Below are 25,036 nucleotides of genomic sequence, written 5' to 3'. Positions count from 1 at the left end.
CTTCAGGTGAGCCTGTTTCTTCGTCCCGGCGGCCCACACGGATTTCCCGTGCGAGCGAGTCGAAAGCAGTCAAGGCTGGCCGGTGCGATTGGCGGCACGGCCGGCTGCGAGGTTTCAAGGCCACGCCTTGACGGCGTCGAGCACGGCGCCAGTCTGGAGGGGACCGAGACGGCCGGTCGTGCCGGCACTTTCCCTATGCTATATTTGTCCGGCACGGACGACCACGTGGCAAAGAGTGGTGTAGGGGATGAGAGTGCCGCCACGCAGCCTTATAGTCGTTCCTCCTTTGTGGCGTCCGTGCGCCGCTTCGGCCCGCGTGGCCGCCAATGCCGAACCATCAGCTCGTAGGCACGCTCGGCATTCTCGGCCGCGGCTTTCTCGCTGTTTCGCAACTCCTTCACGTTGTAGGCGTAAGCCGAACCGCGGCGACCGACACCGCGCTCGCCCGGCGCGCCAGCCTTGAGAGCGAGCTGCCTCTGCTTTGCCGCCACCAGCGCCGGGCGAGCCCAGAAGTAGTCCTGCTCCTTTGTCAGCAGATGCCAGATCACCGCGAGCTTGCGGGCGACCGCCACGGCGGCGACCTGATGGCCGCGCTTGTTGCGGATGCGCAGGAAGAAGGCTCTGAGCGGTCCGGGCGCCTTCGCCGCCGCCCAGGCGGCCTCGACCAGCATAGCGCGGGCATGGGAACGCCCATGTTTGCTGATCCGGCCATATTGCGCCAAGCCAAGACCGGATTGGCGCACACGCGGATTGAGGCCGAAGTAGCTCACCAGCCTCTGCGGCTCGCGGAACCGCCGGATGTCGCCGACGGCGGCGATGATACCGCTCGCGACGATAGCATTGACGCCGGTGATCGTCTGAAGCCGCCGGACTTGCACATCATCAACCGCTTCCCGTGCGATGTCGCGATCGAGGTCAGCCAGATCCTCGGCTAGGCGATCGATCTCGCGGATGTGGCGGGCGATAGCGGTCCGCTCGTCGTAGGGAAGCACCTGCTGCTCGAGCCAGGCGCGACCCCGACGGTTGAACAGATCGGCATGCGGGCACTTCGGCACGAGGTGCGCCTGCAGGATGCCATGCACCTCGTTCTTCACGCGCGTGCGGTGCCGCACGACCTGGTTGCGCCGCGCGACGAGGCGGCGAAGCCGCTCAGTCCGCTCATCGGGAACCCAGACCTCCGGCAGAAAGCCGCTGGCATGGAGCTGCGCCAGAACCCCGGCATCGATCTTGTCGGTCTTGATCCTGGCATGGGCGATCGCCTTCACCTGCATCGGGTTGGCGACAATCATCCGGCCGACATAGGGCGACAGAAGCCGCACCACCGCCATGGCGTTGCCCGTAGCCTCGACGACAATCTCATCCGTCCTTCGCAAACTGCGGCCAAACCCTTCCAGTCCCGAGCGGGTCATATCGACCCGTCCGTGATGGCGCAGCCGGCCGTCTTCCCAAACCACCACCTCCGCAAAGGTGCGGTGGATGTCCATTCCAATCACACGTCTCATCGGCTCCTCCTCAAACAGTCGGGAGCCGGCGGGCGACGACGGATCCGCGCTCTCGGCCCAACCGGGCAGGTCGCAGGGGCGGCCAGCTACTAACGCGAGCTCGCAGCATCGAATACATCGGCCTGCCCGCACTTGGCTTGCTCCCGGTGCCCCTGTCCCGGATGGTCGCACCATACGCCGAAAATCGCTCATCTCCAGCGGGGATCGGATGGCACCGTCATGATCATACCGGTTACGAACATGCTGGAACGGCTGAACCAGGACATCAAGCGGCGCACACTGGTCGCGCGCATCTTCCCTAGCCCGCGGAGCTGTCTGCGGCTGGTGCGGGCGCTGGCGGTGGAGATCCATGAGACCTGGCTCGAGGCGACCCGCTACCTCAACATGGAGCATCTGCGCGAGCACAAGAAGGAGAGCCTGAGGGCATTGGCCGCCTGAAGCGGCCGGTGCGCCCGCCGCTCCGCTACACAGGGGCGGCGCGGCGGACGCACCACGTCACTGCCAAGCCATTTTGCAGAACTTGACGCACACAACTGGAGGAATCCTGTCCGCCCGTTCCTTTGTCAACGCGGACACCCGACACCTACTGTCTGGTTAGTCGCGTCCGCGACACGGTGATGGTCGGCCTGGTTTCCTGTTGCACACCAGGTAAGTCATTTGAAAACATGCAAAAAATCAATTCTGAGGCTTTTTTCGGTGCAAGTGGCACGAATGTTGAAGCTCTGCGACGCGGCAGCAACTGCCGACCGTAATTCGTCGCGGGTAACCGCGACCGAATTCGCTCGCCGCGCCTGTCGACCTTGGGCAGAAGACCGTCTCCTGCGAGCCCAAAAAGTTAGGGGTAGTGAGAAGGACAATAGTGAGATGGCAAGTGTGCGCAACAGCATTCAGTGGGAGAAGCATGACTTCTCGGGAGCGTATAACCGCAAGTGGCCGCACGCCTATTTTCGCGCGCATATGGCCTTGGACTATATACTCCCAAGTCAGGCCAAGCCGGTCTTCGAAACGATCTTCGCCAATTATCGACGCCTTCGAAACAAGACCCAGTTAAAGATTATCGATGTCGGTTGCTCCTATGGCGTCAACGCTGCCTTACTGCGCACCGATCTCGATCTCGACGATCTGTATGCTGCATATCTAGGCTCCAGCGGATCGCTGTCACGCCGCCACGAAATCGAGCATCGCGCGTTCTTTCGCGATCGCGGCCTTCGTGATGACATCAGGTTCGTCGGCGTGGACCCATCATTTCGCGCTGTTCGTTATGCGCAGAACCAGGGCCTCCTGGAGACTGGCATCCCGGCTAATCTGGAAACCCGGGACTTAACGGTAAAGGAACGTTGCGCCCTGGCGGACGCAGACATCATTATCAGCACAGGCTGTGTGGGTTACGCCACGGACCGAACCTTTGCACGTGTGTATGACGCCTCGGTGGCATCACGTCCGTGGGTCGTCGCCTTCGCAATGCACCCCTTCAGCTATGACAACATCGCTGCAGCCCTTCGAGGTTATACATTGGAAACCAGGCTTGCAGATCGGTTCAGACGACGTCAGCGCCGCTTCTCCACAATTACGGAACGGCAGGCGATCCTGACTGCTATGGCCGAGCTGGGGATAGAGAATAGCTTGGAGCGCACGATCGGCTATGTCTACGCATCATGCTACATCTCCGCACCGCCCGGCGAAGTGCTCTAGCTGTGAGCTTTTCAATAGGTCTGACCTTACCCATTTCTATCCAGTTTTTGAGTTCGTTTCCGGCGTGGGTTCTGCCCTGCTGGGCGGGTAAAGCGACGGGCGCTGGCGCTGAGCCTTTGGCAGAGCGCAGCGCAAGCGGCCGTCGCGGATTGAAGGTGCTGGCGAACTCGGCCGGTGTCTGCCAGGCCGATTTGGGAGTGCGGTCGCGCGGTGTTGTACAACTCAGCGACGCAACACCCACGGGACCGGCCCGGAGCGCGAGCTTCTCTATCCATGGCATCCTTGGGCGGGTCGCAAAGTCCATATTCACGAAGTGATCGATCGGAATGACGTAGCAATCTTCCGCTGTAGCGTTTTCGGCCAGGCCTCGGATCGGTGGTTGGAGGTCCCGGCTTGGATGTTCGATCGGATCCTCAGTAAGAGTTGGCGCATCACGACTGCTCCGCACGTCGACCTTGCCGCGCTAGGCACCCTGGCAAAGCTGCTCCTCGACACGGGCGCCCCATCGCAATCGCCGGAGATGGGCGCAGCATTGGGCTCTCACGCGAATCGGGGAGATGTCCATGCCGCGCCAGCCACGACATACCAGTTCGATCTGTTCTCGAGCCGAACGACGCCAACACGGTGCAGACGCCGCAATGGCAGGCGCTGCCGGCCGCAACGCGCCGATCAGTGACGAAGCTGATGGTCAGCCTGATCCTCGGGCACGTCGACGGCGAGGGTGCAGTACAACGGGAGGGCGCTGATCATGATGCATGAGAAGATTGGGCCGCAGCATCTCGAGCGTAAAGCGATCCTGTATGTGCGGCAGTCGTCAGCCCATCAGGTCCTGCACAATCGTGAGAGCAGCATGCTTCAACATGCGATGCGCGATCGCCTGACGGCGCTTGGCTGGTCTCGCGAGACGATCGACGACGATCTCGGCCGTTCTGCCGCCGGCGGCGTCGCGCGTGCCGGCTTCGAGCGTATGGTCGCCGAGGTCTGCCTCGGCAAGGTCGGTGCGGTTGAGATGTGCCGCCTCGTCGACACCGTGCTGGTCGACCAGGAGACGGTATGTGCGAGCGCGCCGGTTAGGCATCGCGGAGGCTTCTGGAAAAACGCGAGCAATTGGCTGCGGCGAAGCTGGCGGCGCACGAGAACCCGACCGTTCTCGTGTACACCATGAATCTGGAAGACGCGCTTTGCGAGGTCGATACCGGCTGTGGCAAGTTCCGACATGGATGCTCCTCCAAACGGGACAATGACAGCCCGACTATGGCGCAATGCGACGCCGAGATCAGGAGCCATCCACATGGGGTAATCGCCGGAGCGGCGGCCCTGAGAGCCAAATCATGTTCCTGAAGGGTGGCTGTTCCCCGATAAGATGAAATACGGGCTCACGACTGGACGCCGGGCCCAGCATCAACGGAGAACAGCCATGGAAGAACATATCGGTCTCGACGTGTCGATGAAAGAGACGGCAGTGTCGATCCGCCGTGAAGGCGAACGGATCTGGCGCGGGAAGTGCGCATCTGATCCCAGGATCATTGCCGAGCTTGTCCGCAAGCGGGCGCCGGCCGCAAAGCGCGTCGTGTTCGAAACCGGCCCGCTGTCAGTTTGGTTCTATCATGCGCTGCGCGCCGAGGGATTGCCAGCCATCTGCATCGATGCGCGCCATGCCAAAGCCGCTCTCGATATGGCGGCGAACAAGACGGATGCGAATGACGCCGATGGTTTGGCGCGTCTTGCTGAAGCAGGGTTCTTTCGCGAGGTGCGCGTGAAAGGCTTCGACAGTAGGTTGACCCGCACGCTCGTGGCAGCACGCACCCGGCTGGTTCGGATCACCGTCGAGCTTTCCAACCAGATCCGAGGGATCATGAAAACGTTCGGCTTGCTCGTTCCCGCCGGTAAGGGAACTACATTCGAAAAGAATGTCCGGAGCCTTCTTATCGATCAGAGCGAGCTTGCTCCTGTCGTGCTACCGATGTTGGAAGCCTGGCGCAGCATTCGCATCCGTGCCGCCGAGCTTGGGCGCCAGCTTGTCGCAGATGCACGTCAAAGCCAAGCATGCCGCATACTCATGTCGATCCCCGGCATCGGCGCCATTACCGCAACTTCAAGAAGTCCCGCTCTGTTGCCGCTTGGATCGGCTTGACAACTCGCCGCTACCAATCGGGAGAAGTCGATTATGACGGCCATATATCCCGACGCGGCGATCGACATTTGCGGGGACTTCTCTATGAGGCTGCGGCGGTCATCCTGACACGCAGCTCGATCGACAGCAGCCTGCGCACGTGGGGCCTCAAGCTCCGGGAGAGGGTTGGCTTCAAACGAGCTGCCGTGGCTGTGGCGCGCAAACTGGCGGTGATAATGCATTCGATGCTCAAGACCGGTGAGTTCTTTGATCGAAATGCAGGCGCCACAGCATGAAATCTTGCGAATAGCGTTCAGGATCTGAGCGCCTGAGACGTCCCTGCCGGGACGTGAGCCGAGCCATTCCGCTGATGGGGTTGCACCGCTGTCTCAGCAAAGTGCGTCGTCCACATTGAAGGCTCGTCCGCGGAGCTCCATCATGCGGCGACTGATGTCGACCGCGAAGACAACCATGCACCCGGCAGCGTCGTCTCGACGCAATTACATGCTTGACGTCCCAGCGGCGATTAGACAACACCATCAATCGAGATGGCTTTCTCGAAGCTCAAGGCTCTCCTCAGAAAGGCTGCAGCCCGAACCATCGACGAACTCTGGTCGGTCATGGCCAACTGCCTCGCAGCTTTCACAGCCGAGGAATGCGGGCACTTTCGAGGCAGCCGGCTATGACCCGGAGTAAGTCGAATCTGCTCTAGGAGGGGGGCGCGACCCTACGCGTCGTGCTCCCACGACCACGACCGACGTTCTTCGCCGCAGAGGGTTGCAATCAGTGTGATGGCCAACTTTTGGGCAAACTGTACATTCCAATGAGCTGACAAAGCTGCCATCGTCTTCAACAGTCGACTTGCTTCAACATTAGAGAGTAGTGGTGACGCGCATAGTTTTAGCGAGCTGTTGCTAGACGCGCGTGATGCCGATTTGGGGATTTTTACGGATGGACCTGATATAGGATGATTGGCACCGAGACCATGGCTTGGATTCATGATAAAGTTTCAGAGACTGATCTCGCTGACACGCACGAGCATTTGGTCGAAGAATCGAGGCGCCTTGCTCCGCTGAATGACTGGCTTCTACCCTGCGATGATTGGTCTCTGCTGTTCAGAGATTACCTGCAGGATGATCTTCATTGTGCCGGGATGAGCGCAGCCGACGAGCAGCGCTTTTATTGCCCCGAGGTTTCCGCAGTTGACAAGTTCAAGATTGTTTCGCCCTATTGGGATCGGGTGCAACATACAGGTTACGCACAGTCGCTGAGAATCACGATCAGGGAACTCTACGGCATCAAATCTTTCGCCCTGGACAACATAGAGCAGCTTGCCAGCAAGTATCATGAGATAAAGAAGCCTGGTTTCTACGAGTATATTTTGAAAGGCGTTTGTCGTATCTCGCAATGCCAAGTGAACTCCGTGGAGCGGATTTTCATGGAGACCGCTCAGCCATCGCTTCTCCGGCAAGATCTCAGCATCGAGCAGCTGAGCCGGTGTAGCCTTCCAGACATTGAGAAGGTGCAATCAGAACTTCGCGTCGAGATCAATTCCTTCGATGATTGGCTGGCAGCGATCGATCGCTATTTCGAGCGCTTTGGAAACAAGGCGGTTGCACTAAAGTACGTAGGAGCCTATTATAGAGCCTTGAACTTCGCACACGTCGACCGACATGTTGCCGAGCGTCACTTCTTGACACTCGTCTCGGCCCGGCCACGCATCGGCCCGGAAGGCGCTCAGGCGCTTGAGGATTACCTTTTTCACTACTGCATAAGAAAAGCCCGGGACTACAAATTGCCTGTGAAAATTCACACCGGATACCATGCGGGCAACGATTCCATGCCCCTAGCCAGAGTGCGGGAGAACGCGAAGGACGTCTGCAGATTGCTGCAGTCCTATCCAGATATCCGGTTTGTACTTATGCACATTGGCTATCCCTACCAAGATGAATATATCCCACTTTGCAAGCAGTACAGCAATGCATATATCGATCTGTGTTGGGCTTGGATCATCAACCCGGTCGCATGCGTTCGTTTCCTTGCCGAATTCCTTGTGTCGGTTCCTACCAACAAGATTCTCATTTTCGGGGGCGACTATACCGTTGCGGAGAATATTGTAGGCCACAGCGTGATCGCACGCAGGGGTATAGCGGAGTCGATTTCGACCTTAGTTGATCGCGGTTGGATCGACCGAGGTGCAGTGCCCGAGTTGATTAGCCGTCTCATGCATTTGAATGCCGAAGAACTGTTCTCCAAAGCAAAGCCGAATTGACTTTGCGTCAGCACGCTGAGCTTGTTCGCAGCCGTGACTATTTGGCTATTTCCTTCGTTACGCCGCCTTTTTCTGTCCGCTCGACAGCGTGAGGGGGGTCTCCTTGAGGAGATAAAAGGCATCGTTTATCACAAATCCGTCGAGGCCTGCTGCCCGAGCGTAAGCTAGCAAGTCGCTTGTACGATTAATGAAGCCGGCGCCGTTAAGGTTCAGCGAGGTGTTGCAAAGTACACCGACTCCGCTTTTCGCCTTGAACGAGGTAAGCAGTTGAAACAGGCGTCGGTTTTGCTCCTTCGATACGGTCTGGGCCCGCGCTGTGCCGTCAACATGTGTGACGGCCTCCAACCGGCTATCGAGGACCTTCTGAAAAAGAAGCATGTAGGGCGACGGGCGTGCCAAGTCGAAGTGGACCCCAACGTCCTCCTCCAGGCAAACTGGCGCGATCGGGCGGAAACCCTCCCGGTTCTTGATGCGGTTCAAGCGCTCATGGGTTGCCTTTGCGAAAGGCGCCGCGAGAATTGACCGGTTGCCGAGCGCCCGCGGCCCGATTTCGCAATTCCCCTGTACCCAGCCGATCACCATGTCGCCGAGCAACGCCGAGGCTACCTGCCCATAGTCGAGTGGATATATCTCGAGCCCGGTGCAGTCAATTTCGTCAAGTGTAAAAGGCTGACCTGAATAGACGTTCCATTTGATTTTCGCACTGCCTGTGAAATGCCGCATCGCGTCGACTGCGGTACCAATCGCCGAGCCTGTATCGTTTGTACATGGCGGAATGAAAACGTCGGAAAAGAGATTTGTTTCGAGCCAACGTCGATTCCATTCGCAGTTCAATCCACACCCGCCAGAAATCAGCAGTGGGTAACCCTTTGTCAGGTTCTTCTTCGCGAAAGTGTGGAACGTATCGAAGATGGCATCTGAAACTCGCTTAGCGAGGTTGGTGAACTTTTGATGTGTTACGCCAATGTTGTAGTAGGGCGAATTCTGCAGGTCCGCCTTAGGCAAGGGGTCCACTTTGCTAGGAAGCAGGAAATCGATCAGCGCCTGCTCGTCCCGGTCGGGCGATCCGGCCTGCCCATATGCGCAAAGCGCCATTACCTTGCCTGGGTCTCCGTCACGCGTTCCTGTGGGCAAGGTGAATTTCGGATCGGCCAGCGCATAGAGGAAAGCATATTTCTCACCCGGATTCGCCATTACTTTTCCCCGATGCACCACCTGCAGATACTCATCCACTTCGTAGAAATCGCCACAATGTCCTTCCCAGATCAGCGCGTAACAGGGCATCCGGGCCGGGAATGGCGACATACCGTAGGAGCCCCAGAGATGGGAGCGCTCGTGGGTCGAGGAATAGAAGTGCACCTTGCGGCCGAAAATGGTCCTCTCCCCGACAACATCCGATCCCTGAGCTATGCCGTAGTAGCCTGCCGCATGTCCCGTTTTCCACCCACCTTCGGCAATGATGTCCGGAAAAGCATCCAGGCGCCCGGCGGCTTCGAGGATAGTCGTTGGGTTAATGGCCGAATACCTGGGAAAGCTATCCTTCTCAGCCTCGTATGAGTATATCAGCTCGCCTGCTGATATGTCCAATGCTGCAATTGAGCCATCATGGCCCGGCTTGAGCGACATTATTCTCATGTTTCTATTACTCCTCGGCGCAATGCGCTTGTGTGAACGAAAATTTCCTTAATTCCGCTCGGCAGTTAGGCTATTTCTCTGCGATAGAACAAATCAGCTTGCGAGCCGCCTCGATAGCTCTAAGCGCCAAACCTGTAGGCAATCGAGTCGATGCCCTTACCCAGGCGGATGTTTTGGCGGTACCTCCCACCAGCGACCGGATCTGGAGTAGTAATCCGGTCGTAGATGACGTAGGCTAGCGGAACGAGCTTTGGATAAAGTGAATCAACGCTGGAACATAATAGTTTCAGAAATGGATGACACAGAACTCGAGTCCTCCGTTTAGCTTTCGATGACTTCAATGGCATCTCCCGAAAACAAGATGACTCTCGATTCCGGCTCGTCCCAGCATGTCGTTCGCGACCGATTTGCTTTTCCGTATCAAAACCGCAACTCGTCACGATCCCGCTATTCGCGCGCGCTGCCTCGGCCAGGTAGATTGCTGAATAGCCGTAGGACGTCCCCAGCTCAGTAATGGACCGCGCATTTGATCCCTTCAGAAAGGAATTTATGAAATGGCTAGAATCGGGTCCAATCGAAAGTAAAGCGGCCTGCAGAGAATCCGCGCGAGAAAGCAGCGCGTCAGACGCGCGCCGACAACGTTCCTCATATTCGGCAATCATTTTTCTCACGTCGGCATGCATTCCTTTGTTCCATTTAGAAGCTGTACATCCAATATCTGCCGCAAGTTTCTTGCAAACGGCCGTTGCAACTCAGCTGAGAATATCAGGCGAGGTCCCAATTGGTAAAAGCATTTATTGGTAAGTTTTTGTTAAATAGTTGCGAAAACCGTGCAATATACAAATCGGGGCAAGTTGTGCGCCATCGCACAACCCTTGGATGCACTCGAATACGCTTTTTGGGAGCACAGAGAGGTCCGACACGACGCCAATCAAGCGGCAAGGGTTTGGAACTACTCGGCCAAGGACGGCTTCGGGTTAGAAGGCGAATTTGGGTGTTGCTTACGGATCATGTGAACCATCATTCCGTGAACGATCCTGCAATTTGTGATGTCACAGGATACGATAGCCTCGTGGTTGGTCTGACCTCCTGATTGACTCGGTCGGGTGCGGAGTCGAGCACCACTAAGGCATTTCCGATGGCGCAGAACACCAGCGGCCGTAGTTCGGCTATCGAGGGGCGCACGACGCGGCTCGGTGGCTATGCCGCCGGTCAGCTCATCAGGAAGCGCATCGAAGAAGCGATCGGTTGGATCAAGACGGTCGCCGGCCGGGACAAGACCAAGTTCCGCGGCCGTGATCGTGGCGAATGGGGCTTCAGCTTCGGGGCGGCTGCCTACAATCTGGTGCGGCTGCCGAAGCTCACGGCGGTGCCGAGATGACTGGCTCGCAGGCTGGGAGCTGATCGGCCGCTGGCGCATCATCGGTGCGGACAACAACATCGGCGCTCTGCAGGCCGGTCTCGATGTCAGCTACACCCATCGATGGCGGTTGCGACGAGATGAACGAAATCAGCGGCGACGGCCACGCCGAACTACTCGACGACGGTTCGATTGAGATCACCTTCGCCTACTACAACGGCGACGAGGCCATTCTCGGGGCCACACACGACACTTCTTCACAGCCTGCTAGATTAGACCGAGACACAGAAAATCGTAGGAGCGCTCGCCTTCTTCGGCGGCGTCACCAGAGCGATCGTGTGCGACAACCTGAAGGCCGGTGTCGTCAAGGCGCTGTGGTTCGAGCCGACGCTGAACGCGACCTTTGCCGCGATGGCCGAGCATTACGACACCACCATCCTGCCGACCCGAAGCCGAAAGCCGCGCGACAAGGCCAAGGTCGAAGGCGCGGTGCTGATTGTCGAGCGCTGGATTCTGGCGCGGCTGAGGAATCTATCCTTCTTCTCGATCGCCGGGCTCGACGCGGCGATCGCCGAACTGCTCGAGGATCTAACAACCGGCCGGTGCGCCATGTCGGCCAAAGCCGCCGCGAACTGTTCGAGGAGATCGAGCGGGCTGCCGAATACGCCGAGTGGAAGTCGGCGAAGGTCCATCCTGAATACCATGTCGAGGTCGACAAGACCTTCTATTCGGTGCCGCACCGGCTGATCGGGCGCACCGTCGAGGTGCGGCTTACGCATCGAGTGGTCGAGATCTTCCACGATCACCAGCGTGTCGCCAGCCATGTGCGTCGCTCGCAGCATTCCGGCCATGTCACCGTCAACGAACACATGCCCAAGGCGCACCAGCGCTTCGCTAACACCTCACCGGCAGAAGCGGACATACGGTCTTACGCCTGATCAGCCGGGCGGCCAGGATTGGCCCCAACGCCGCCATCCTGGTCGAGCGCATGATGCGCGACCGACCGCATCCGGAACAGGGATAGCGCTCGGCCATGGGCATCCTGTCGCTGGCGCAAGATATTCGACGTTCACGACAGCCTGCCGACCGAGCTCATCGAGCACGAGGCGTACAAAGACATTGCCCTCGTCATCCCCCCCTGCGCGAACTCCATTACGTCACCCGCTATGGCAACCCGCAGTGATCGCCGCCGGCGCGCCGACTAACGGCTGACCTACCATTAGACGCATCATAAGACGATCTTGCGAGGTGCCTTGGCGCACCGCTTACGGTAGAAACACACGTTCGGCTGCCGGAAACCGTCGCTGACGACAAGGATTTGACCGTCACAGGCGGCCGAGGCGCCGATGCCGATTGTGGGGACAGCGAGTTCGTCCGTGATGCGTCGAGCCAGTGGCTCCGGGATCCTTTCCAGAACGACGGAAAACGCGCCGGCTTGACCAGAGCGTCCTTGACGATATGTTCGCCGGCCTTGCCTCTGCCGTGGACCAAATAGCCGCCCAAGATTTTGACCGCCTGCGGCGTCAAGCCGACATGTCCCATTACAGGGATGCCGCGCGCGGTCAGGAAGGCGATCGTTTCGGCCATTTGAACTCCGCCCTCGATCTTGACTGCCGCGCAACCCGTTTCCGTCATCAAGCGAGCTGCGTTTCGAAAGGCTTGTTCAGGGACGCTTCGGTCTGATGGTCATCGCCGACCGACCGACCTGTGCATCATCTCACCCAGTTTCGCCAGATAAGTTTCGTTCTGAGCGGTCCATGGGAACGAGAAGTTAAGCGCTACGAAGTTTCGGAAGGAGGCTTCGATCGAGAAGATAGGACCTGGGAGAAAACTGAAGTCGGATTCTATCGCTTGAAGCAAAGCGCCAGTAGCATCGAAGCTGAGTGGCCCTCGTACCCAGCACATAAACCCGCCGACGGGAGGCGATACAACACATTCACTGGGAAAGTGTTCTGCGATTAAATCGAGGCCCCGTCGCATTCTCGCGGCAAGTGTGCAGCGCAAATGCCTCAAATGTCGATCCTGACTACGGGTAGCCAGAAATGTAGCGATCGCGCGCTGGACAATACCATCACCGCCGTTCAGTCCATGTGCATACTGGTGAGTCATCAAACGTCGTGTGTGGGTGCCAGCAATGATCCAACCCAATCCATACGCTGGCGGGAGCGAGGCCATGAAACTCCCGAATTGCACCACGATATCGGACGGATCGTGTTGTTTGAACGAAGGCTGTCTGCTGCCATCGTAGTTCAGGTCGCTGAACATGTCGTTTTCGAGAATCAGGACTTGGTGTTGGCGAGCAATTTCCACGACACGGCGCATTGTTTGCTCGGAATAGGTCACGCCTGTGGGATAGTGATTGGAGCCCATAAGCAATGCCACACGAACCGAATTAGAGCGGACAAGATGCAGGAAATGTTCGGGATCGATGCCCGAGCGCGGGTGGGAATAAATCTCCACCACGGAGAGGCCCTTGCGGTTCAATCCGGCCAGCATTGGAAAATAAGAAGGACTTTCGACAAGAATGACGTCTCCTGGCTTGGTAAATGCATTGAGGCACATGTCGAAGCACGACATGCCGGTATTGCCGACAACGATTTCCCCGTGTGCTACGACGCTTCCCCGCCTTGATGCGCGGCGTGAAATTTCATGTCGCAACTGCACATCGCCTTGTGGTGAATCGCACCCAACAAGCCTGGTCTCGCCTTGGCGCAAGAGCTGGCGTAACAGCCGGTCTATGTCGTTGCGGTCGAATAGGTCCGGACTTGGGTAGAAGCTGCCGAATGCGCCAAGCTGATTTGAATACCAAATATGGAGCAAAGCCTCAGGCAGATTTCTTACCGCCTCTCCACCGACATCGTGGGTATTGTTCCCTGGATCTTCCGCCGGCGCCGGCACACCGACGACATAGAAGCCCGACCGGGGCCGTGCCTCGCAAACCCCCTCAGCCTCCAAGAGCTCGTATGCATGATGCACTGTCATCGGGCTATAACCAGTATCTTCGCTTAACTGCCGGACAGACGGCAGGCGATCGCCGACTCTCAGAGTCCCCGTGCGAATGCCGCGCTTGATGAGGTCAACGACAAATTCGTAGCGGCGCATAGCCGACGTCTTGGGAACTTGGGTCATAGGATTGGAGTTCATGTCGTAACGGGCACCTGCGGTGTCTGCACAAGAAAGCTGTTTTACCTCTAAACGAACAATGGGTGGCAGTCCGATCTGTTGCGGTGCTAGAGCCTTCTGCACCGCCGTAGTCGGCGATCGGACAATATGGATCCTTCTGGACCGGCAAAATGCACAAAAGCCACCTATTCCGCGGAGCACAGTTTCTGGCGAGGAGGCGGTTCGACGTTTTGCTTTGGTTGGTGGACCGTCTGTGCTGAACGAATTCGTAGGAATTTGACACTGGTGCATCTCCAGATTTTTGTTTCTTTTGTCATGTTGGTAACGTTCAAAGTTGCCGGGCGCTGAGGAAGGTTTATGGAAACGGTCGTTATCATTGGAGGAGGACTAGCAGGACATCGTGCTGCCACAACGCTCGCCGAGCTGTGTCCTGAGCAGCGCACGGTCCTGATTCATGGCGAGAGCGGGACACCTTATGACAGACCGCCGCTGTCCAAGGACTTTCTCTTGGAGGGCAAGAGGCCGACTCTGAAAGGGTCTGAGTTATATGCAGAGGGCGTCGTTTTGCGGGATGGAACGAAGGCCACTCTCATCGACCCCCTTCGACGCATCGTCCATACTGATAACGGTGTTCCGGAACACTACGACAAGCTTTTGATCGCTACGGGATCTCGGGTCCGGCAGTTGGAGAACTTCAGTGTGGACCCGGCACAAGTTCACTATTTGCGCACTGAATCAGACGCGTTGCGATTACGCGGGGTTCTTGCGCGTGGCAAACGGCTGGCAGTCGTCGGCGGCGGTTTTATAGGACTGGAGGTATCGGCGATCGCTCGCCGCTTGGGGTGTCAAACAACGGTCTTTGAGCTGGCGCCGCGACTGTTGCCGCGCAGCGCCTCGCTCGCTTTGTCAGAATGGGTCGCGACGCGTCACGCGAGCGAAGGTGGTGAGCTCCGCTTGAACTGTGCAAATCTGCGCATGTCGAATAATTCAAAGGGCGAGGTCCTTCTGACTTGGGATGGAGGGTCGGCCGTTGCTGACATGGTCCTTATTGCCATTGGGATCGGGCCAAATGCGGAAATTGCCGCTGACGCCGGCATCGACACCGCCGACGGGATCGTTGTGAATGCACGCTGCGAAACGTCCGTTCCGGGAATATATGCTGCCGGAGAAGTGACTAACTATCCTGTGCCCGCGTTTGACCGGCGGCTACGAAGTGAGAGCTGGACTGTGGCCGGCAATCAGGCAGTTGTGGCCGCACAAGTCATGTGCGGTCTGGATGCACAGTATCAGGACCTACCTTGGTTCTGGTCCGATCAGTGCGGCGTAACCCTCCAGTCACTCGGACTGCCAGCCCTCGCGACGCGCCTGTATCGTATCGGGGACGTCGCGAGCGAACGGTGGCTGGAGATTGGCATCGATGACCATGGACGTTTTGTCAGTGCCGTGGGGGTCAACCCTGGTCGTGACATGACGCAACTCCGACGAGATGCAAAGGCTGCCAGGCCCATATCGCCGGATATTATGAGCCGAGCCGAGGAAGTCGATCCGTCCGACCTATACCTGGCAGCTGGTTAATTACGGCAATCGGAGTGAACTGTGACAACAACAGAGAATAACGTAGATACTGCGCTGGAAAATTCTGAATGGATTATACTTTGCGCCCTTTCCGATCTTCAAGAGGATACCGTAACGCCGGTCGAAATCGACGATAATCGGATTGCTATTTACCTGATCGACAACAGAGTATATGCGACCACCAACGTGTGTTCACACGCGTTCGCTCTCCTTTCCGACGGTTGGCTGGAGGGGACTCTTATCGAGTGCCCTTTGCATGGTGCCCAATTTGAAATCACCTCCGGTGAAGTGGTTCAAGGCCCGGCTGACTGCCCGATCACCGTGTTCGAGACGAAGGTGGAAGGCGGCCGGGTCCTGGTGCGTCTTCCCGTAGCGTGAAGTCGCGCCGTAACTGGGTTTGAAGCAAGCTGTACATTGTGCCCGCGCACGTATTCTAGTGCCGATGACAGCGCTTGGGCATACGGGATCGTCTTTCGCACCAGGTGCCATCGGAGATCTGTGACATCGCTTCGGTCGTGTAAGCCTTGGATTGCATCGACCAGCTCAAGGTAGGGAGGATGGGGTGGATTACGTCAACGTTGGAAGGACCGGCCTCAAGGTCTCTCGGATCTGTCTTGGCTGTTTGAGCTTCGGCTTGAGCGGCGCTGGGGTATGACCGAGGATCAGAGCCGACCGATCCTCAAGCACGCGATCGAAGGCGGAATCAATTCCTTCGATACCGCCAACACGTACGGCGCCGGCGCGAGTGAGCAGGTCCTGGGCCGCGCTGTCCATGATTATGCGCGGCGGGACGAGGTAGTGATCGCGACGAAGGTCTACTACCCGATGCGGGCCGATCCAAATGGCCTGTCACGCAAAGCGATCATGGCGGAGGTGGAGGGGGGCCTGCGCCGTGTCAACACCGATCATATCGACCTTTACCAAATCCATCGCTGGGACGACGCTGCTCCGATCGAAGAGACGCTCCACTCACTACACGACGTCGTCAAATCCGGGAAGGCCCGGTATATTGGTGCATCTTCAATGGCCGCATGGCAATTCTGCAAAGCGCTCCACCTCGCTGGGAAGCATCATTGGACCCGCTTTGTCTCCATGCAACCGCACTACAATCTCCTCTATCGCGAGGAGGAACGCGAGATGCTCCCTCTGTGCGAGAGCGAAGGTGTTGGCGTCTTCCCGTGGAGTCCGCTTGCGGGGGGCGTCTCGCGCGGACCTTGGCAGGAAGAGCCAGACACCCTTCGCGGGCGGACCGACGAATTGAGCGCGGGCAATTACGCCCGAACGCAAGAAGCGGACAAGATCGTCGTCGACCGTCTTACGTCGCTATCGCAAACGCGGGGCCCCCCTCATGCGCAGCTTGCCTTGGCGTGGCTGCTTTCGAAGCCGGCGGTGCCTGCACCCATCGTCGGCGTGACGAAGCCGCAACATCTCAAGGACGCGTTCGCGGCCGGCGGCGTGAAGCTATCGGAAGATGAGGTCAAATTGCTCGAGGCGCCGTACGTGCCACATCCAGTTTCAGGACTTTAGCTATAGGCGACGGGGACGGCAGCGAGAGCACACGACGCGATACATTCACATCAATCTCAATCGCGGACGGTCTTTGATTTTCCCAAAAGATTCGATCAAACTTAGGAGCGGTTAATGGTTCAGCGCATGAAATTCTACATCGATGGCATATGGACGGAGCCCGCGTCGCCGAACCGGATGGCCGTAGTCAATCCTGCAAACGAAGAGACCATGTATGAGATAGCTCTCGGGTCGAAGGCTGATGTAGATGCGGCGGTCGATGCAGCCAAACGGTCATTCAAGGACTTTTCCAACACATCACGCGACGAGCGCCTCGCACTCCTGGGGCGAGTTATCGACCTTTACCGTTCAAGGATTGCAGACATTGCGGCATCCATTTCCGACGAAATGGGCGCACCTTTGGGGCTTGCAGACAGAGAGCACGCTGCAGCGGGCTTGGCCCATTTTGAAACGATACGCAGTGTTCTTGAGAAGTACAGCTTCGAGGAAACAATCGGCTCGGCGCTGATCCTGCGAGAACCGATTGGTGTAGTGGGGATGATCACGCCATGGAACTGGCCCATGAACCAGATCGGGGCCAAAGTCGCGCCAGCGCTCGCGGCTGGCTGCAGCATGGTCCTGAAGCCTTCTGAGTATACGCCAAGCTGCGCATTGATCTTCGCAGAGATTTTGCATGAGGCTGGCGTGCCCCGCGGTGTATTCAACCTCGTCAATGGCTTAGGGCCTGAGGTTGGTGTTGCAATGAGCGAGCATCCTGACATCGACATGATGTCCTTCACTGGTTCGACGCGCGCGGGCGTAGATGTCGCTATCCGCTCAGCCGCCACCGTCAAGCGTGTCAGCCAGGAGCTTGGCGGAAAGTCGCCCAATATCATTTTGGATGATGCAGATCTTGAGCAGGCTGTCGCTAGCGGTGTCGCCTACATGATGCTCAATACTGGCCAGTCATGCGACGCACCCAGTCGAATGATTGTCCCGGCAGCCAAGATGCGGGAGGCCGCGCGCATAGCGAAAATGGCTTTGGAGCAGATGAAGGTCGGGGATCCGCGAGCGGTAGCCACCACCCACGGACCCGTCGTCAATCGGACCCAATGGGAGAGAATTCAAACGTGGATTGAAAGCGGTCTTGCGGGCGGCGCGACGTTGGTCGCAGGCGGCACAGGCCTGCCAGAGGGCCTGAATAAAGGCTATTATGTTCGACCAACCATTTTCGCGGATGTAACGTCCGATATGGCAATCGCGCAGGAAGAGATTTTCGGCCCTGTTTTGGTGCTGATGAGGGCCGAGGATGAGGCGCACGCGATACGCATCGCCAATGATACCCCGTACGGCCTTGCCGGCTACGTTACGTCTGGGTCGATCGAGCGTGCTCGCAACGTTGCTCGGCAGATTCGAGCGGGCAGTATCAACATTCAAGGGGCGTTTCCTGATTTTGCCGCGCCATTCGGTGGATACAAGAGATCGGGAAACGGCCGTGAATGGGGAAGATTCGGGATGGAAGACTTCTTAGAGACAAAATCGATCGCAGGCTACTAAATCGGATGATCAACAGCGTCCCTTCGCAACCCATTAGCGGCGCGCATTGCCATCCAGCCGGTCGCGATGTCGCTAACCACAAGGGAATGCATGAAACTGCGCGAGCTATGGGCGACGAGGTCCGCCCCACGAAGCCTGACGCGGGATCTTCCCATTCCGCCGCGTCCCAGTGACTATCAGAGATTCCGTGTCAGGGCGGCCAGTGGGAAGAAATGAGAATGAGTCCTGATCCCAAAATGGCCCGACGCAAAGAACCGAGGACCCCTGAAGCGATTGTCGGCGAGCTGCTGGCCTTCTCCTCTCCGATCTGAAGAAGGCGGCCGCAGAGCGGTTTCTCAACGCCGAGATGGATCACCATCTCTATGGCAATGAACAGGCCGGCGACCGGCGCAACGGCTACGGCAAGAAGAGGATGACGACCGACATGGCGCTTTCGGCATCCTCCCGCCGGCAACAGCACAACTACGATCTTTCTGTAACGGGCCTCGATTAGTCAATCCCTCTTTCGCGTCATCCAAATCGCCGGGGTCTCGCTTCTGTACGGGGTCGGCGCGACGGCCGCCACCTGATGGAGTTTGAAGAGGATGAGGCCGAGCCAATCTCAAGCCGCGTGGGCGCAATGCCGACGTCCGAAGTTGCGGTCTGACCTGATCCATCGTCCCGGCGACGGGACTTCGCTTCGGGAAGGCCTGGTGTCGTGACCGCCCCAAAACCGTGTTCTCCCTTTCTTAAGCGGCTGCCGTCGTTGTCTTGGCTGCGACGTTGAAGACAGTTCCGTCGTAAGCGGTGCGCCAAGGCACCTTGCAATAGGCCGATGAACATGGACTTTTCGGGCCACGACATTGGAACATGCGAGGGGCGATATGATCGCCGAGTTAAGCGGTGCCGCGGCGGCCGAAGATCTTGCAACGGTGCCCGGGCGCGTGCGGCAACGAAGGCTGTGGAGTTGCACCGAGAAGCGCGAGTTGGTCGATCTGGCGAACGCGGCGGGTCGTCGGTGACCGAGGTCGCTGGAAGCGTTCGGCGTAGCTCCGTCACAGCTCTATGCCTGGCGCAAGCAGATGGCCGGCGGCGAGTTCGAGGCCGATCGGGCGATGGCAACTTTCGCGCGGGATCGAAGTGAACGATCTGCCCGAGGTCGAGCGTCCCCTCGCCGATCGCCCGACCCGGCCGGCAGGATCGTCGTGGCCTTTCCGAACGGCGCGCGATTGCGGATCGACGGGACCGTCGATCCGACGGCGCTGCGTATCGTCCTGGCGGAGTTGACCAGTTGATCACAGTGTGCCGACCGACCGGATTTACCTTTGCTGCGGCGCGACCGACATGCGTCGCGGGATCAACAGCCTGGCGCGGATGGTGCAGCAGGTGCTCGCGCTCGACCCGCACTTATGCATCGGGTGAGATTTTGTGGCGGAGCCGTCCTGGCGCCAGCCGGGGTCTGCCAAATCTGGAATCCTCCGCCACATAATATTTTAGCTTAGATGCTGTTCAGCAGTTGCAGAACGGCATCGGTGGGCCGGAAGCGCGCCCCGTAATTGCCTTCGATGCCCGCCTTTTCGAGTCCGTTGCGCATCATCTCGACATCCGCGGCGGCATAGCGGTGGGTGGTGGCGACCTGTGCGTGCCCGAGCCAGGCTTGAATCGTCAAAAGATCCACGCCGGACTGGAGAAGCTTCATGGCGAGGGAGTGCCGGAAGATGTGTGGCGATATGGGCTTTTCGGCCAAGTCCGGCCTTATGGCCACTGCCTTGGCCGCGGCTCGTCGTACGATGTGGGTCGCCCCGAAGCGCGTCAGGCGCTCATTGTGGGCGCCGACAAAGGTCGGTCGTGGTTCGTGGTTGGCGATTCCGCGTTCGCGCAACAAGGCCGCCAGCGCTCTCGCCAGATCCTGAGGAACGGGGATGACGCGATCTCTGCGCCCCTTACCGTGCAACAGCACCTGCGAACGCGGGCGTTCCAACTGAAGGTCGTCAGCATTGACACCGATGGCTTCGGAGACCCGCGCGCCGGTCCGCGCCAGGAACAGCAGAAACGAGCGGTCGCGCCGACCGCGGGGCGTCCTCTGATCGGGCGCCGCAATGATTGCGTCCACTTCTGCGTTGGTGAGGTGGCGCGTCACCTCAATGTGCGCCCGTTTTGTGGGAATAGTCAGCACGCGTTGCGCGACACCAAAGGACGCCGGGTCGGCCGCTGCCACATGGTGGAAGAAAGATCGTATCGCAGCTAGTCGGGCATTGCGCGTGGCGACGGTGTTGTTCCGCTTCTCCTCGAGTTCGTCGAGAAAGGCGAGAACGAGGTCTCGATCGAGATCTTCGAGCACCAACGCCGCCGGCCTCTTCCGCAACCTGGCGGCGGCAAAGAGGATCAGCATGCGCAAGGCGTCGCGATAGCTCGCGACAGTCGCGGGAGTGGCGTTGCGCTGCTTGGTCAAGCGCCGGCGAAAGTAGGATTCCAGGAGCGGCGCCAGGAGCAGATGTTCGCTCATGCTGCACCTCCATCGAGGAAAGCGCGGTCCGCCGCAATGGCGAGAAGATCCGCCGAACCAGTGAGGTAGTAAGCTGTATCGCTGTAGCTGGCGTGGCCGAGATATGTGGCGAGCAACGGGAGCAACGCCTGAACGTCTGCACGCTGTTGATGCCAGAAGCTGAGGCGCGTCACGGCGAACCGGTGCCTGAGATCGTGCGGCCTTAAGGGCTTACCGCCATCAAGGCCGGCGAGCTTGCGGACCTTGGCAAAACCGTTTTGTAGGCCGGTCGCTGAGAGGCGGTTGCCACGAGAGCTGAGGAAGAAGCCCTGGTCCTTGGGCGTGGGAAAAGCGGCGTCACGCTCACGGGCGTAGTGGCGAAGGGCAGCCTGGGTCGTCGTGTGAACTGGAACGAGACGGTCCTTGCGGAACTTCGTCTTCCGAACCAGAAGAACCCCGCTGGTCAGATCGACGTCGGAACGATCAAGCCTGACCACTTCGCCAGATCGTAGTCCCGAGCTTGCCAACAATCCGATCAGCGTTGCCATCGTCCGCCCCCTGAGAGGGATGCCTGGCGAAATGCGCGCACACGCGTCGATGAGCGACGCCAACTCTGACTCGCTGAGGATCCGCGGCGGCGGAATCGCCCTGGATCTGGGAAAGACTCTACGCTCCAAGGTCTCCGTTTGGGCATCATAGACGGCGAGATACTCGTAGAATCGGCGGAGCACGCCGTGACGAGTGGTACGGCTGTTGGCGGCGCCGCCGAACGACAGGACGAAGTCCAGCGCCATCGTCCGGGTGGCGGGCGCATCGAACTGAGCGCGTTCAACGTAGCGGACGAAAGCCCGCAACGTGCCAGCTTGTTTGCTGAAAGAGTAGCCAAGCGAGTGGCGCAGTTCGATGTAACGCTCGACCTTCTCGCCGAGGAATCGGGTAAAGGCGGTCATGCCGTGCCTCCCGGAAAGGGGAGTGCGACCTCGGCGAGTTGCGAGGCCGCAACCTTTACGTACAGCGCCGTTGTGTTGATGCTCCGGTGGCCAAGAAGATCGGCGACCTCGTTGATTGGCCTTCGCTGCCTGACGAGCTGGGTGGCAAGGCTGTGGCGCAGGAGATGCGCACCTGCGACCCGCCCGAGTTCGACCCCGCCATGCCGCAACCGCTTCCGCACGATCCTCGAAACAGGCGACGCGCACTTGAATGGCCCCAGCGGCGGCGCGAAGGACAGGAACAGATACGGACTATCCACCTTCGGTCGAGCGCGCAGGATGTAGTCGGCGAGCGCAGCGCCGGTCTCCTCGAGGAGCGGCGCCACGCGATCACGCTTGCCCTTGGTGCGCCGGACAAAAACCTCGCCAGCTCGCCAGTTGATATCCTGCAGCTGAATGGCGCGTAGCTCGCCGTTGCGAATGCCCGTGGTGGCGAGCAGCAGCAGGACGGCTCGATCGCGGATATCGACCGGCGTCGTTGCGCCGGTCGCATCGATTGCGCGCCGAACGTCATCCCATGCAAGGCGCGGCGGCAAATGTGCCAAACGCCAAGAGGGCGTCCTTGGGACAACGCGGGCGAGATCTTGGCGATGGTGGCCAGCCCAATACAAAAACCGAAGAAATGTTCGAATGTGAGAAGTCGCTGCCGTGCGGCTGCTGGAGGTCGCCGATAGTGACAGCCGATGCTCGACAGCAGCAAGGACCTGCTCAGCCGTCAACGCCTCGAGCTCCTGGCCGGGATGTTGATGGCGGAACCAATCCAGAAAGCGGCGGCCGCCCAGAAGAACGCCTTCGCGGGTCTTCGGCTCCAGGCCCCGCACCTTGCGCAGATAGTCCGAAAAGGAAGCCAGAAGCGGAGCATCCGGGTCAGCATCTACACTGGGAACGGAAGCAATGAATCGCTCCGGAGCCACTCGCAGTGCGTGTCCTAGCGCCGATACTGCACCAATGCGCGGAGTATCCGTAATAAACGTGGACAAATAGCTATCGATGACATCTTGATGGATCGGCATCGGACTAGAGCGCGTCGCGGCAAACTGGCTAAAGCGCGCAATCCGGCTCAGGTAAATCTTGGCGGACGCTCGCTTATAACCGAGCGTGAAAAAATGCTCCGCGAGGCGATCCATCTCGCCGCCGAGCGCACCGCTACGCAGGCGCTTGAGTACCCCACGATACGAAAAATAGAAGTCAAGCATATTGCCCCTCCAGCATTGCGGCGCAGGGGGATCCCGCGTCCGTCAGAGAGGCATGAAATATTATGTGGCGGAGGATTCCAGATTTGGCAGACCCCGGCTGGCGCCAGGACGGCTCCGCCACAAAATCTCACCCGATGCATAAGAACGGTTAGGTGGCGCGCCACCTAACCGTTCACCGGCGCGATTTTCTGCTTCCGTGGACACAAGGGTCATATCATCAAGATTCTGGCGCATGACGACCAGGGGTTCTGCCTTTTTACAAAACGGCTTTCTGAGGGTTGTTTTGCGTGGCCAACCACCAAGGATCAGGCCGCCGTGCCGCTGACCAAGGCGGAGCTTTCGCTGCTTCTGGAGGGGATCGACTGGCGCCGGCCGAACAAGATTTATCGACCGCGTCTGGCCGGCTAAATTCGGTCCTTTCTCATTGATTTTGTGTCGGTTTTGCTTCCGTAGACGAGGTCTTTCGGGTATGTAATTTGGGTGTCGGAACAAGCTCCCTCAATCGCTGATTTCTTCGCCCGGATCGCCTTTCTGGAGGCGGCCGTTTCCGCCCGTGACACCACCATCGCCGAACGCGATGAGCAGCTGCGAAGAGAGCGCGCCGAGGCCGCGCTTCGCATCCATCGCCTGCAGCTGCGGATCGATCGCTTCAACCGCAAGGCCTTCGGCCGCTCGTCCGAGAAGCTGGGCCAGATGCGGCTCGAATTCGAAGATCTCGAGACCGATTTCGCCGCCAGCGTGCCCGATCTCGATCTGCCTATCGTCGCTGACACCGACAAGGTCCGAGTGTTGCCAGTGCGCAAGCTCAACCCGAACCTGCCGCGCAATCGGATCGTTCGCGAGCTGACTTGCACATGCTGCCCGGGCTGCGGCGGCGATCTGCGCGCCATGGGCGAAAATAGCGACGAGATGCTCGATCTGGTCGCCCAGGCCTGGCAGGTGATGGAGACCATTCGACCCAAGTACAGCTGCCGGACCTGCGATAGAATCATCCAGGCGCTCGCACCAGCCAAGGCCATTGCACGCGGCAAGCTCAGCTATGCCGCGCTCGCCCATATCATGATGGCCAAGTGGGGTTATCATTTGCCCTTCTACCGTCAGGCCCAGATGATGGCCGCCAAGGGCGTCGAATCGAGCGATCCACGCTTGCGCGCAGCGCCGGCTACGCCGCCGCCTTGCTCGATCCCATCTACAATCGCATCCGTGAGATCGGCCGTACCCACAGTAAGATTCACAGCGACGACACGCGGCTTCCGATCCTGGCGCCCAGCACGGGCAAGACACACAAGGCGCGCTCTGGGTTTATGTCGCCGACGACCGCAACTCGGGTTCGCAGGAGCCGCCGATCGCCTGGTATCGCGCACCATGGGCCGCGCCGGCGAGAGCGTGATGAGCGAGCTCGCCGGATTGGCCGGCACGCTCCAGGCCGACGGATTCAGCGGCTATAACCAGCTCTACAAGGTTGGCGCCATTCGAGAAGCTGCCTGCTTGGCCCATCTGTGTCGCAAGATATTCGACGTTCACGACAGCCTGCCGACCGAGCTCAGCACGACTTCGATGGCTGGTATCCAGGCGATCTACCGGATCGAGGAAGAGATACGGGGGCTCCAGCCCGCCGAACGATTGCCCGCACGACGAACGCGGACCCGACCACTGGTCCGCGCGCTGCGACGACAGCTCATGCGCCAGGGCAAGGGTTTGTCGCGCCATGCCGATATCCCCAAGGCCTTCGCCTACGGCGCCAAGCGATGGCGAGCGTTCAATCGCTTCCTCTACGATGGCCAGCTCGAGCCCGACAACCTGATCGCGGAGCGGGCCATTCGTGGATTTACGGTCGGAAGGCGCAACTGGCTTTTCTCGGGCAGCTTCGCGCGGCCGAGCGCTCAGCGGTCGTGCTCAGCATCATCGAGACCTGCAAGCTCTGCGGCGTCGATGCCGAAGCCTACATGGCCGATGTCACTGAGCGCATCCAGAACGACTGGCCAGCCTCGCGCTAGTACGAGCTGATGCCATGTTGGGGTGGACGGCTCCCAACGGCATCGCGATGTGGCA

13 protein-coding genes and 12 pseudogenes are annotated in these 25,036 nt (G+C 59.1%); 17 read left to right on the top strand and 8 right to left on the bottom strand.

Features of this window, described 5'->3' with window-relative positions:
* Positions 1 to 269: 269 nt before the first annotated feature.
* A complete protein-coding gene (locus tag AC0L2L_RS31300; RefSeq protein ID WP_473583705.1) occupies positions 270 to 1,484 on the bottom strand; it encodes an IS110 family RNA-guided transposase in 1,215 nt (404 codons plus the stop codon).
* Positions 1,485 to 1,736: 252 nt separating this feature from the next.
* Here AC0L2L_RS31300 and AC0L2L_RS31295 point away from each other — a divergent pair.
* Positions 1,737 to 1,940 (top strand): annotated as a pseudogene (locus AC0L2L_RS31295) (transposase); the annotation flags it as partial.
* A gap of 426 nt (positions 1,941 to 2,366) precedes the next feature.
* On the top strand, positions 2,367 to 3,194 hold the full coding sequence (locus AC0L2L_RS31290) for a hypothetical protein (protein ID WP_473583687.1): 828 nt from the start codon (positions 2,367 to 2,369) through the stop codon (positions 3,192 to 3,194).
* Between the two features lie 1,065 nt (positions 3,195 to 4,259).
* Here AC0L2L_RS31290 and AC0L2L_RS31285 read toward each other — a convergent pair.
* Positions 4,260 to 4,412 (bottom strand): annotated as a pseudogene (locus AC0L2L_RS31285) (IS110 family transposase); the annotation flags it as partial.
* Between the two features lie 199 nt (positions 4,413 to 4,611).
* On the opposite strand from AC0L2L_RS31285, the pseudogene AC0L2L_RS31280 reads away from it, so the two are divergent.
* The 3 genes and pseudogenes from AC0L2L_RS31280 (at position 4,612) to AC0L2L_RS31270 (ending at position 7,579) form a co-directional block, all read left to right on the top strand.
* A pseudogene (locus tag AC0L2L_RS31280) lies at positions 4,612 to 5,603 on the top strand (IS110 family RNA-guided transposase).
* Positions 5,604 to 5,849: 246 nt separating this feature from the next.
* Positions 5,850 to 6,003 (top strand): annotated as a pseudogene (locus AC0L2L_RS31275) (IS630 family transposase); the annotation flags it as partial.
* A gap of 271 nt (positions 6,004 to 6,274) precedes the next feature.
* Positions 6,275 to 7,579 carry an amidohydrolase family protein gene (locus AC0L2L_RS31270; RefSeq protein WP_473583686.1) on the top strand — a complete coding sequence of 435 codons (1,305 nt, stop codon included), beginning with the start codon at positions 6,275 to 6,277 and terminating at the stop codon, positions 7,577 to 7,579.
* 57 nt (positions 7,580 to 7,636) lie between these two features.
* Here AC0L2L_RS31270 and AC0L2L_RS31265 read toward each other — a convergent pair whose 3' ends face one another.
* Positions 7,637 to 9,205, bottom strand: coding sequence for a carbamoyltransferase C-terminal domain-containing protein (locus tag AC0L2L_RS31265; protein ID WP_473583685.1), 1,569 nt, complete (start codon positions 9,203 to 9,205; stop codon positions 7,637 to 7,639).
* Between the two features lie 1,147 nt (positions 9,206 to 10,352).
* On the opposite strand from AC0L2L_RS31265, the pseudogene AC0L2L_RS31260 reads away from it, so the two are divergent.
* Both AC0L2L_RS31260 and AC0L2L_RS31255 read left to right on the top strand, forming a co-directional pair.
* Positions 10,353 to 10,595, top strand: a pseudogene (locus AC0L2L_RS31260) (IS5/IS1182 family transposase); the annotation flags it as partial.
* A 273-nt stretch (positions 10,596 to 10,868) separates the two neighbouring features.
* A pseudogene (locus AC0L2L_RS31255) lies at positions 10,869 to 11,595 on the top strand (Mu transposase domain-containing protein); the annotation flags it as partial.
* Positions 11,596 to 11,874: 279 nt separating this feature from the next.
* On the opposite strand, the pseudogene AC0L2L_RS31250 reads toward AC0L2L_RS31255, so the two are convergent.
* Both AC0L2L_RS31250 and AC0L2L_RS31245 read right to left on the bottom strand, forming a co-directional pair.
* Positions 11,875 to 12,242, bottom strand: a pseudogene (locus AC0L2L_RS31250) (3-methyl-2-oxobutanoate hydroxymethyltransferase); the annotation flags it as partial.
* A gap of 18 nt (positions 12,243 to 12,260) precedes the next feature.
* Positions 12,261 to 13,676, bottom strand: a complete 1,416-nt coding sequence (locus AC0L2L_RS31245) for an aminotransferase-like domain-containing protein (protein WP_473583684.1) — start codon at positions 13,674 to 13,676, stop codon at positions 12,261 to 12,263.
* Positions 13,677 to 14,054: 378 nt separating this feature from the next.
* On the opposite strand from AC0L2L_RS31245, the gene AC0L2L_RS31240 reads away from it, so the two are divergent.
* From AC0L2L_RS31240 to tnpB (AC0L2L_RS31215), 6 genes and pseudogenes are all read left to right on the top strand, one after another.
* Positions 14,055 to 15,272, top strand: coding sequence for an NAD(P)/FAD-dependent oxidoreductase (locus tag AC0L2L_RS31240; protein ID WP_473583683.1), 1,218 nt, complete (start codon positions 14,055 to 14,057; stop codon positions 15,270 to 15,272).
* A gap of 21 nt (positions 15,273 to 15,293) precedes the next feature.
* A complete protein-coding gene (locus AC0L2L_RS31235; protein ID WP_473583682.1) occupies positions 15,294 to 15,650 on the top strand; it encodes a non-heme iron oxygenase ferredoxin subunit in 357 nt (118 codons plus the stop codon).
* Positions 15,651 to 15,834: 184 nt separating this feature from the next.
* A pseudogene (locus AC0L2L_RS31230) lies at positions 15,835 to 16,799 on the top strand (aldo/keto reductase).
* 114 nt (positions 16,800 to 16,913) lie between these two features.
* Positions 16,914 to 18,335 carry an aldehyde dehydrogenase family protein gene (locus AC0L2L_RS31225; RefSeq protein WP_473583681.1) on the top strand — a complete coding sequence of 474 codons (1,422 nt, stop codon included), beginning with the start codon at positions 16,914 to 16,916 and terminating at the stop codon, positions 18,333 to 18,335.
* Between the two features lie 236 nt (positions 18,336 to 18,571).
* A pseudogene (locus AC0L2L_RS31220) lies at positions 18,572 to 18,759 on the top strand (IS256 family transposase); the annotation flags it as partial.
* A gap of 857 nt (positions 18,760 to 19,616) precedes the next feature.
* Complete coding sequence (tnpB, locus tag AC0L2L_RS31215; RefSeq protein ID WP_473583680.1) at positions 19,617 to 19,736, top strand: IS66 family insertion sequence element accessory protein TnpB; 120 nt, start codon at positions 19,617 to 19,619, stop codon at positions 19,734 to 19,736.
* Positions 19,737 to 19,812: 76 nt separating this feature from the next.
* Here tnpB (AC0L2L_RS31215) and AC0L2L_RS31210 read toward each other — a convergent pair whose 3' ends face one another.
* The 3 genes from AC0L2L_RS31210 to AC0L2L_RS31200 are packed head-to-tail and all read right to left on the bottom strand — an operon-like array spanning position 19,813 to position 22,984.
* Positions 19,813 to 20,820, bottom strand: coding sequence for a tyrosine-type recombinase/integrase (locus AC0L2L_RS31210; protein ID WP_473583679.1), 1,008 nt, complete (start codon positions 20,818 to 20,820; stop codon positions 19,813 to 19,815).
* Positions 20,817 to 21,749: a tyrosine-type recombinase/integrase gene (locus AC0L2L_RS31205; RefSeq protein ID WP_473583678.1), complete on the bottom strand. Its 933-nt coding sequence runs from the start codon at positions 21,747 to 21,749 to the stop codon at positions 20,817 to 20,819. Before AC0L2L_RS31205 ends, AC0L2L_RS31210 begins: the two co-directional genes overlap by 4 nt.
* Positions 21,746 to 22,984 (bottom strand): site-specific integrase, encoded by a 1,239-nt coding sequence (locus AC0L2L_RS31200; protein ID WP_473583677.1) that lies wholly within the window; start codon positions 22,982 to 22,984, stop codon positions 21,746 to 21,748. Before AC0L2L_RS31200 ends, AC0L2L_RS31205 begins: the two co-directional genes overlap by 4 nt.
* A gap of 180 nt (positions 22,985 to 23,164) precedes the next feature.
* Between AC0L2L_RS31200 and tnpB (AC0L2L_RS31195) the strand changes: the two are divergent.
* The 4 genes and pseudogenes from tnpB (AC0L2L_RS31195) to AC0L2L_RS31180 all read left to right on the top strand — a co-directional run.
* A pseudogene (gene tnpB / locus AC0L2L_RS31195) lies at positions 23,165 to 23,392 on the top strand (IS66 family insertion sequence element accessory protein TnpB); the annotation flags it as partial.
* 72 nt (positions 23,393 to 23,464) lie between these two features.
* Positions 23,465 to 24,432 (top strand): annotated as a pseudogene (locus AC0L2L_RS31190) (IS66 family transposase).
* A pseudogene (locus tag AC0L2L_RS31185) lies at positions 24,350 to 24,790 on the top strand (IS66 family transposase); the annotation flags it as partial. The pseudogenes AC0L2L_RS31190 and AC0L2L_RS31185, both read left to right, overlap by 83 nt.
* Positions 24,733 to 24,981 (top strand): transposase domain-containing protein, encoded by a 249-nt coding sequence (locus tag AC0L2L_RS31180; RefSeq protein ID WP_473583704.1) that lies wholly within the window; start codon positions 24,733 to 24,735, stop codon positions 24,979 to 24,981. The pseudogene AC0L2L_RS31185 and the gene AC0L2L_RS31180, both read left to right, overlap by 58 nt.
* Positions 24,982 to 25,036 lie beyond the last annotated feature (55 nt).

It is taken from the genome of Mesorhizobium sp. WSM4832 (genome assembly GCF_055811115.1).
Note: the sequence above shows the minus strand (reverse complement) of the source record. Positions and strands in the feature narration are given on the sequence as shown.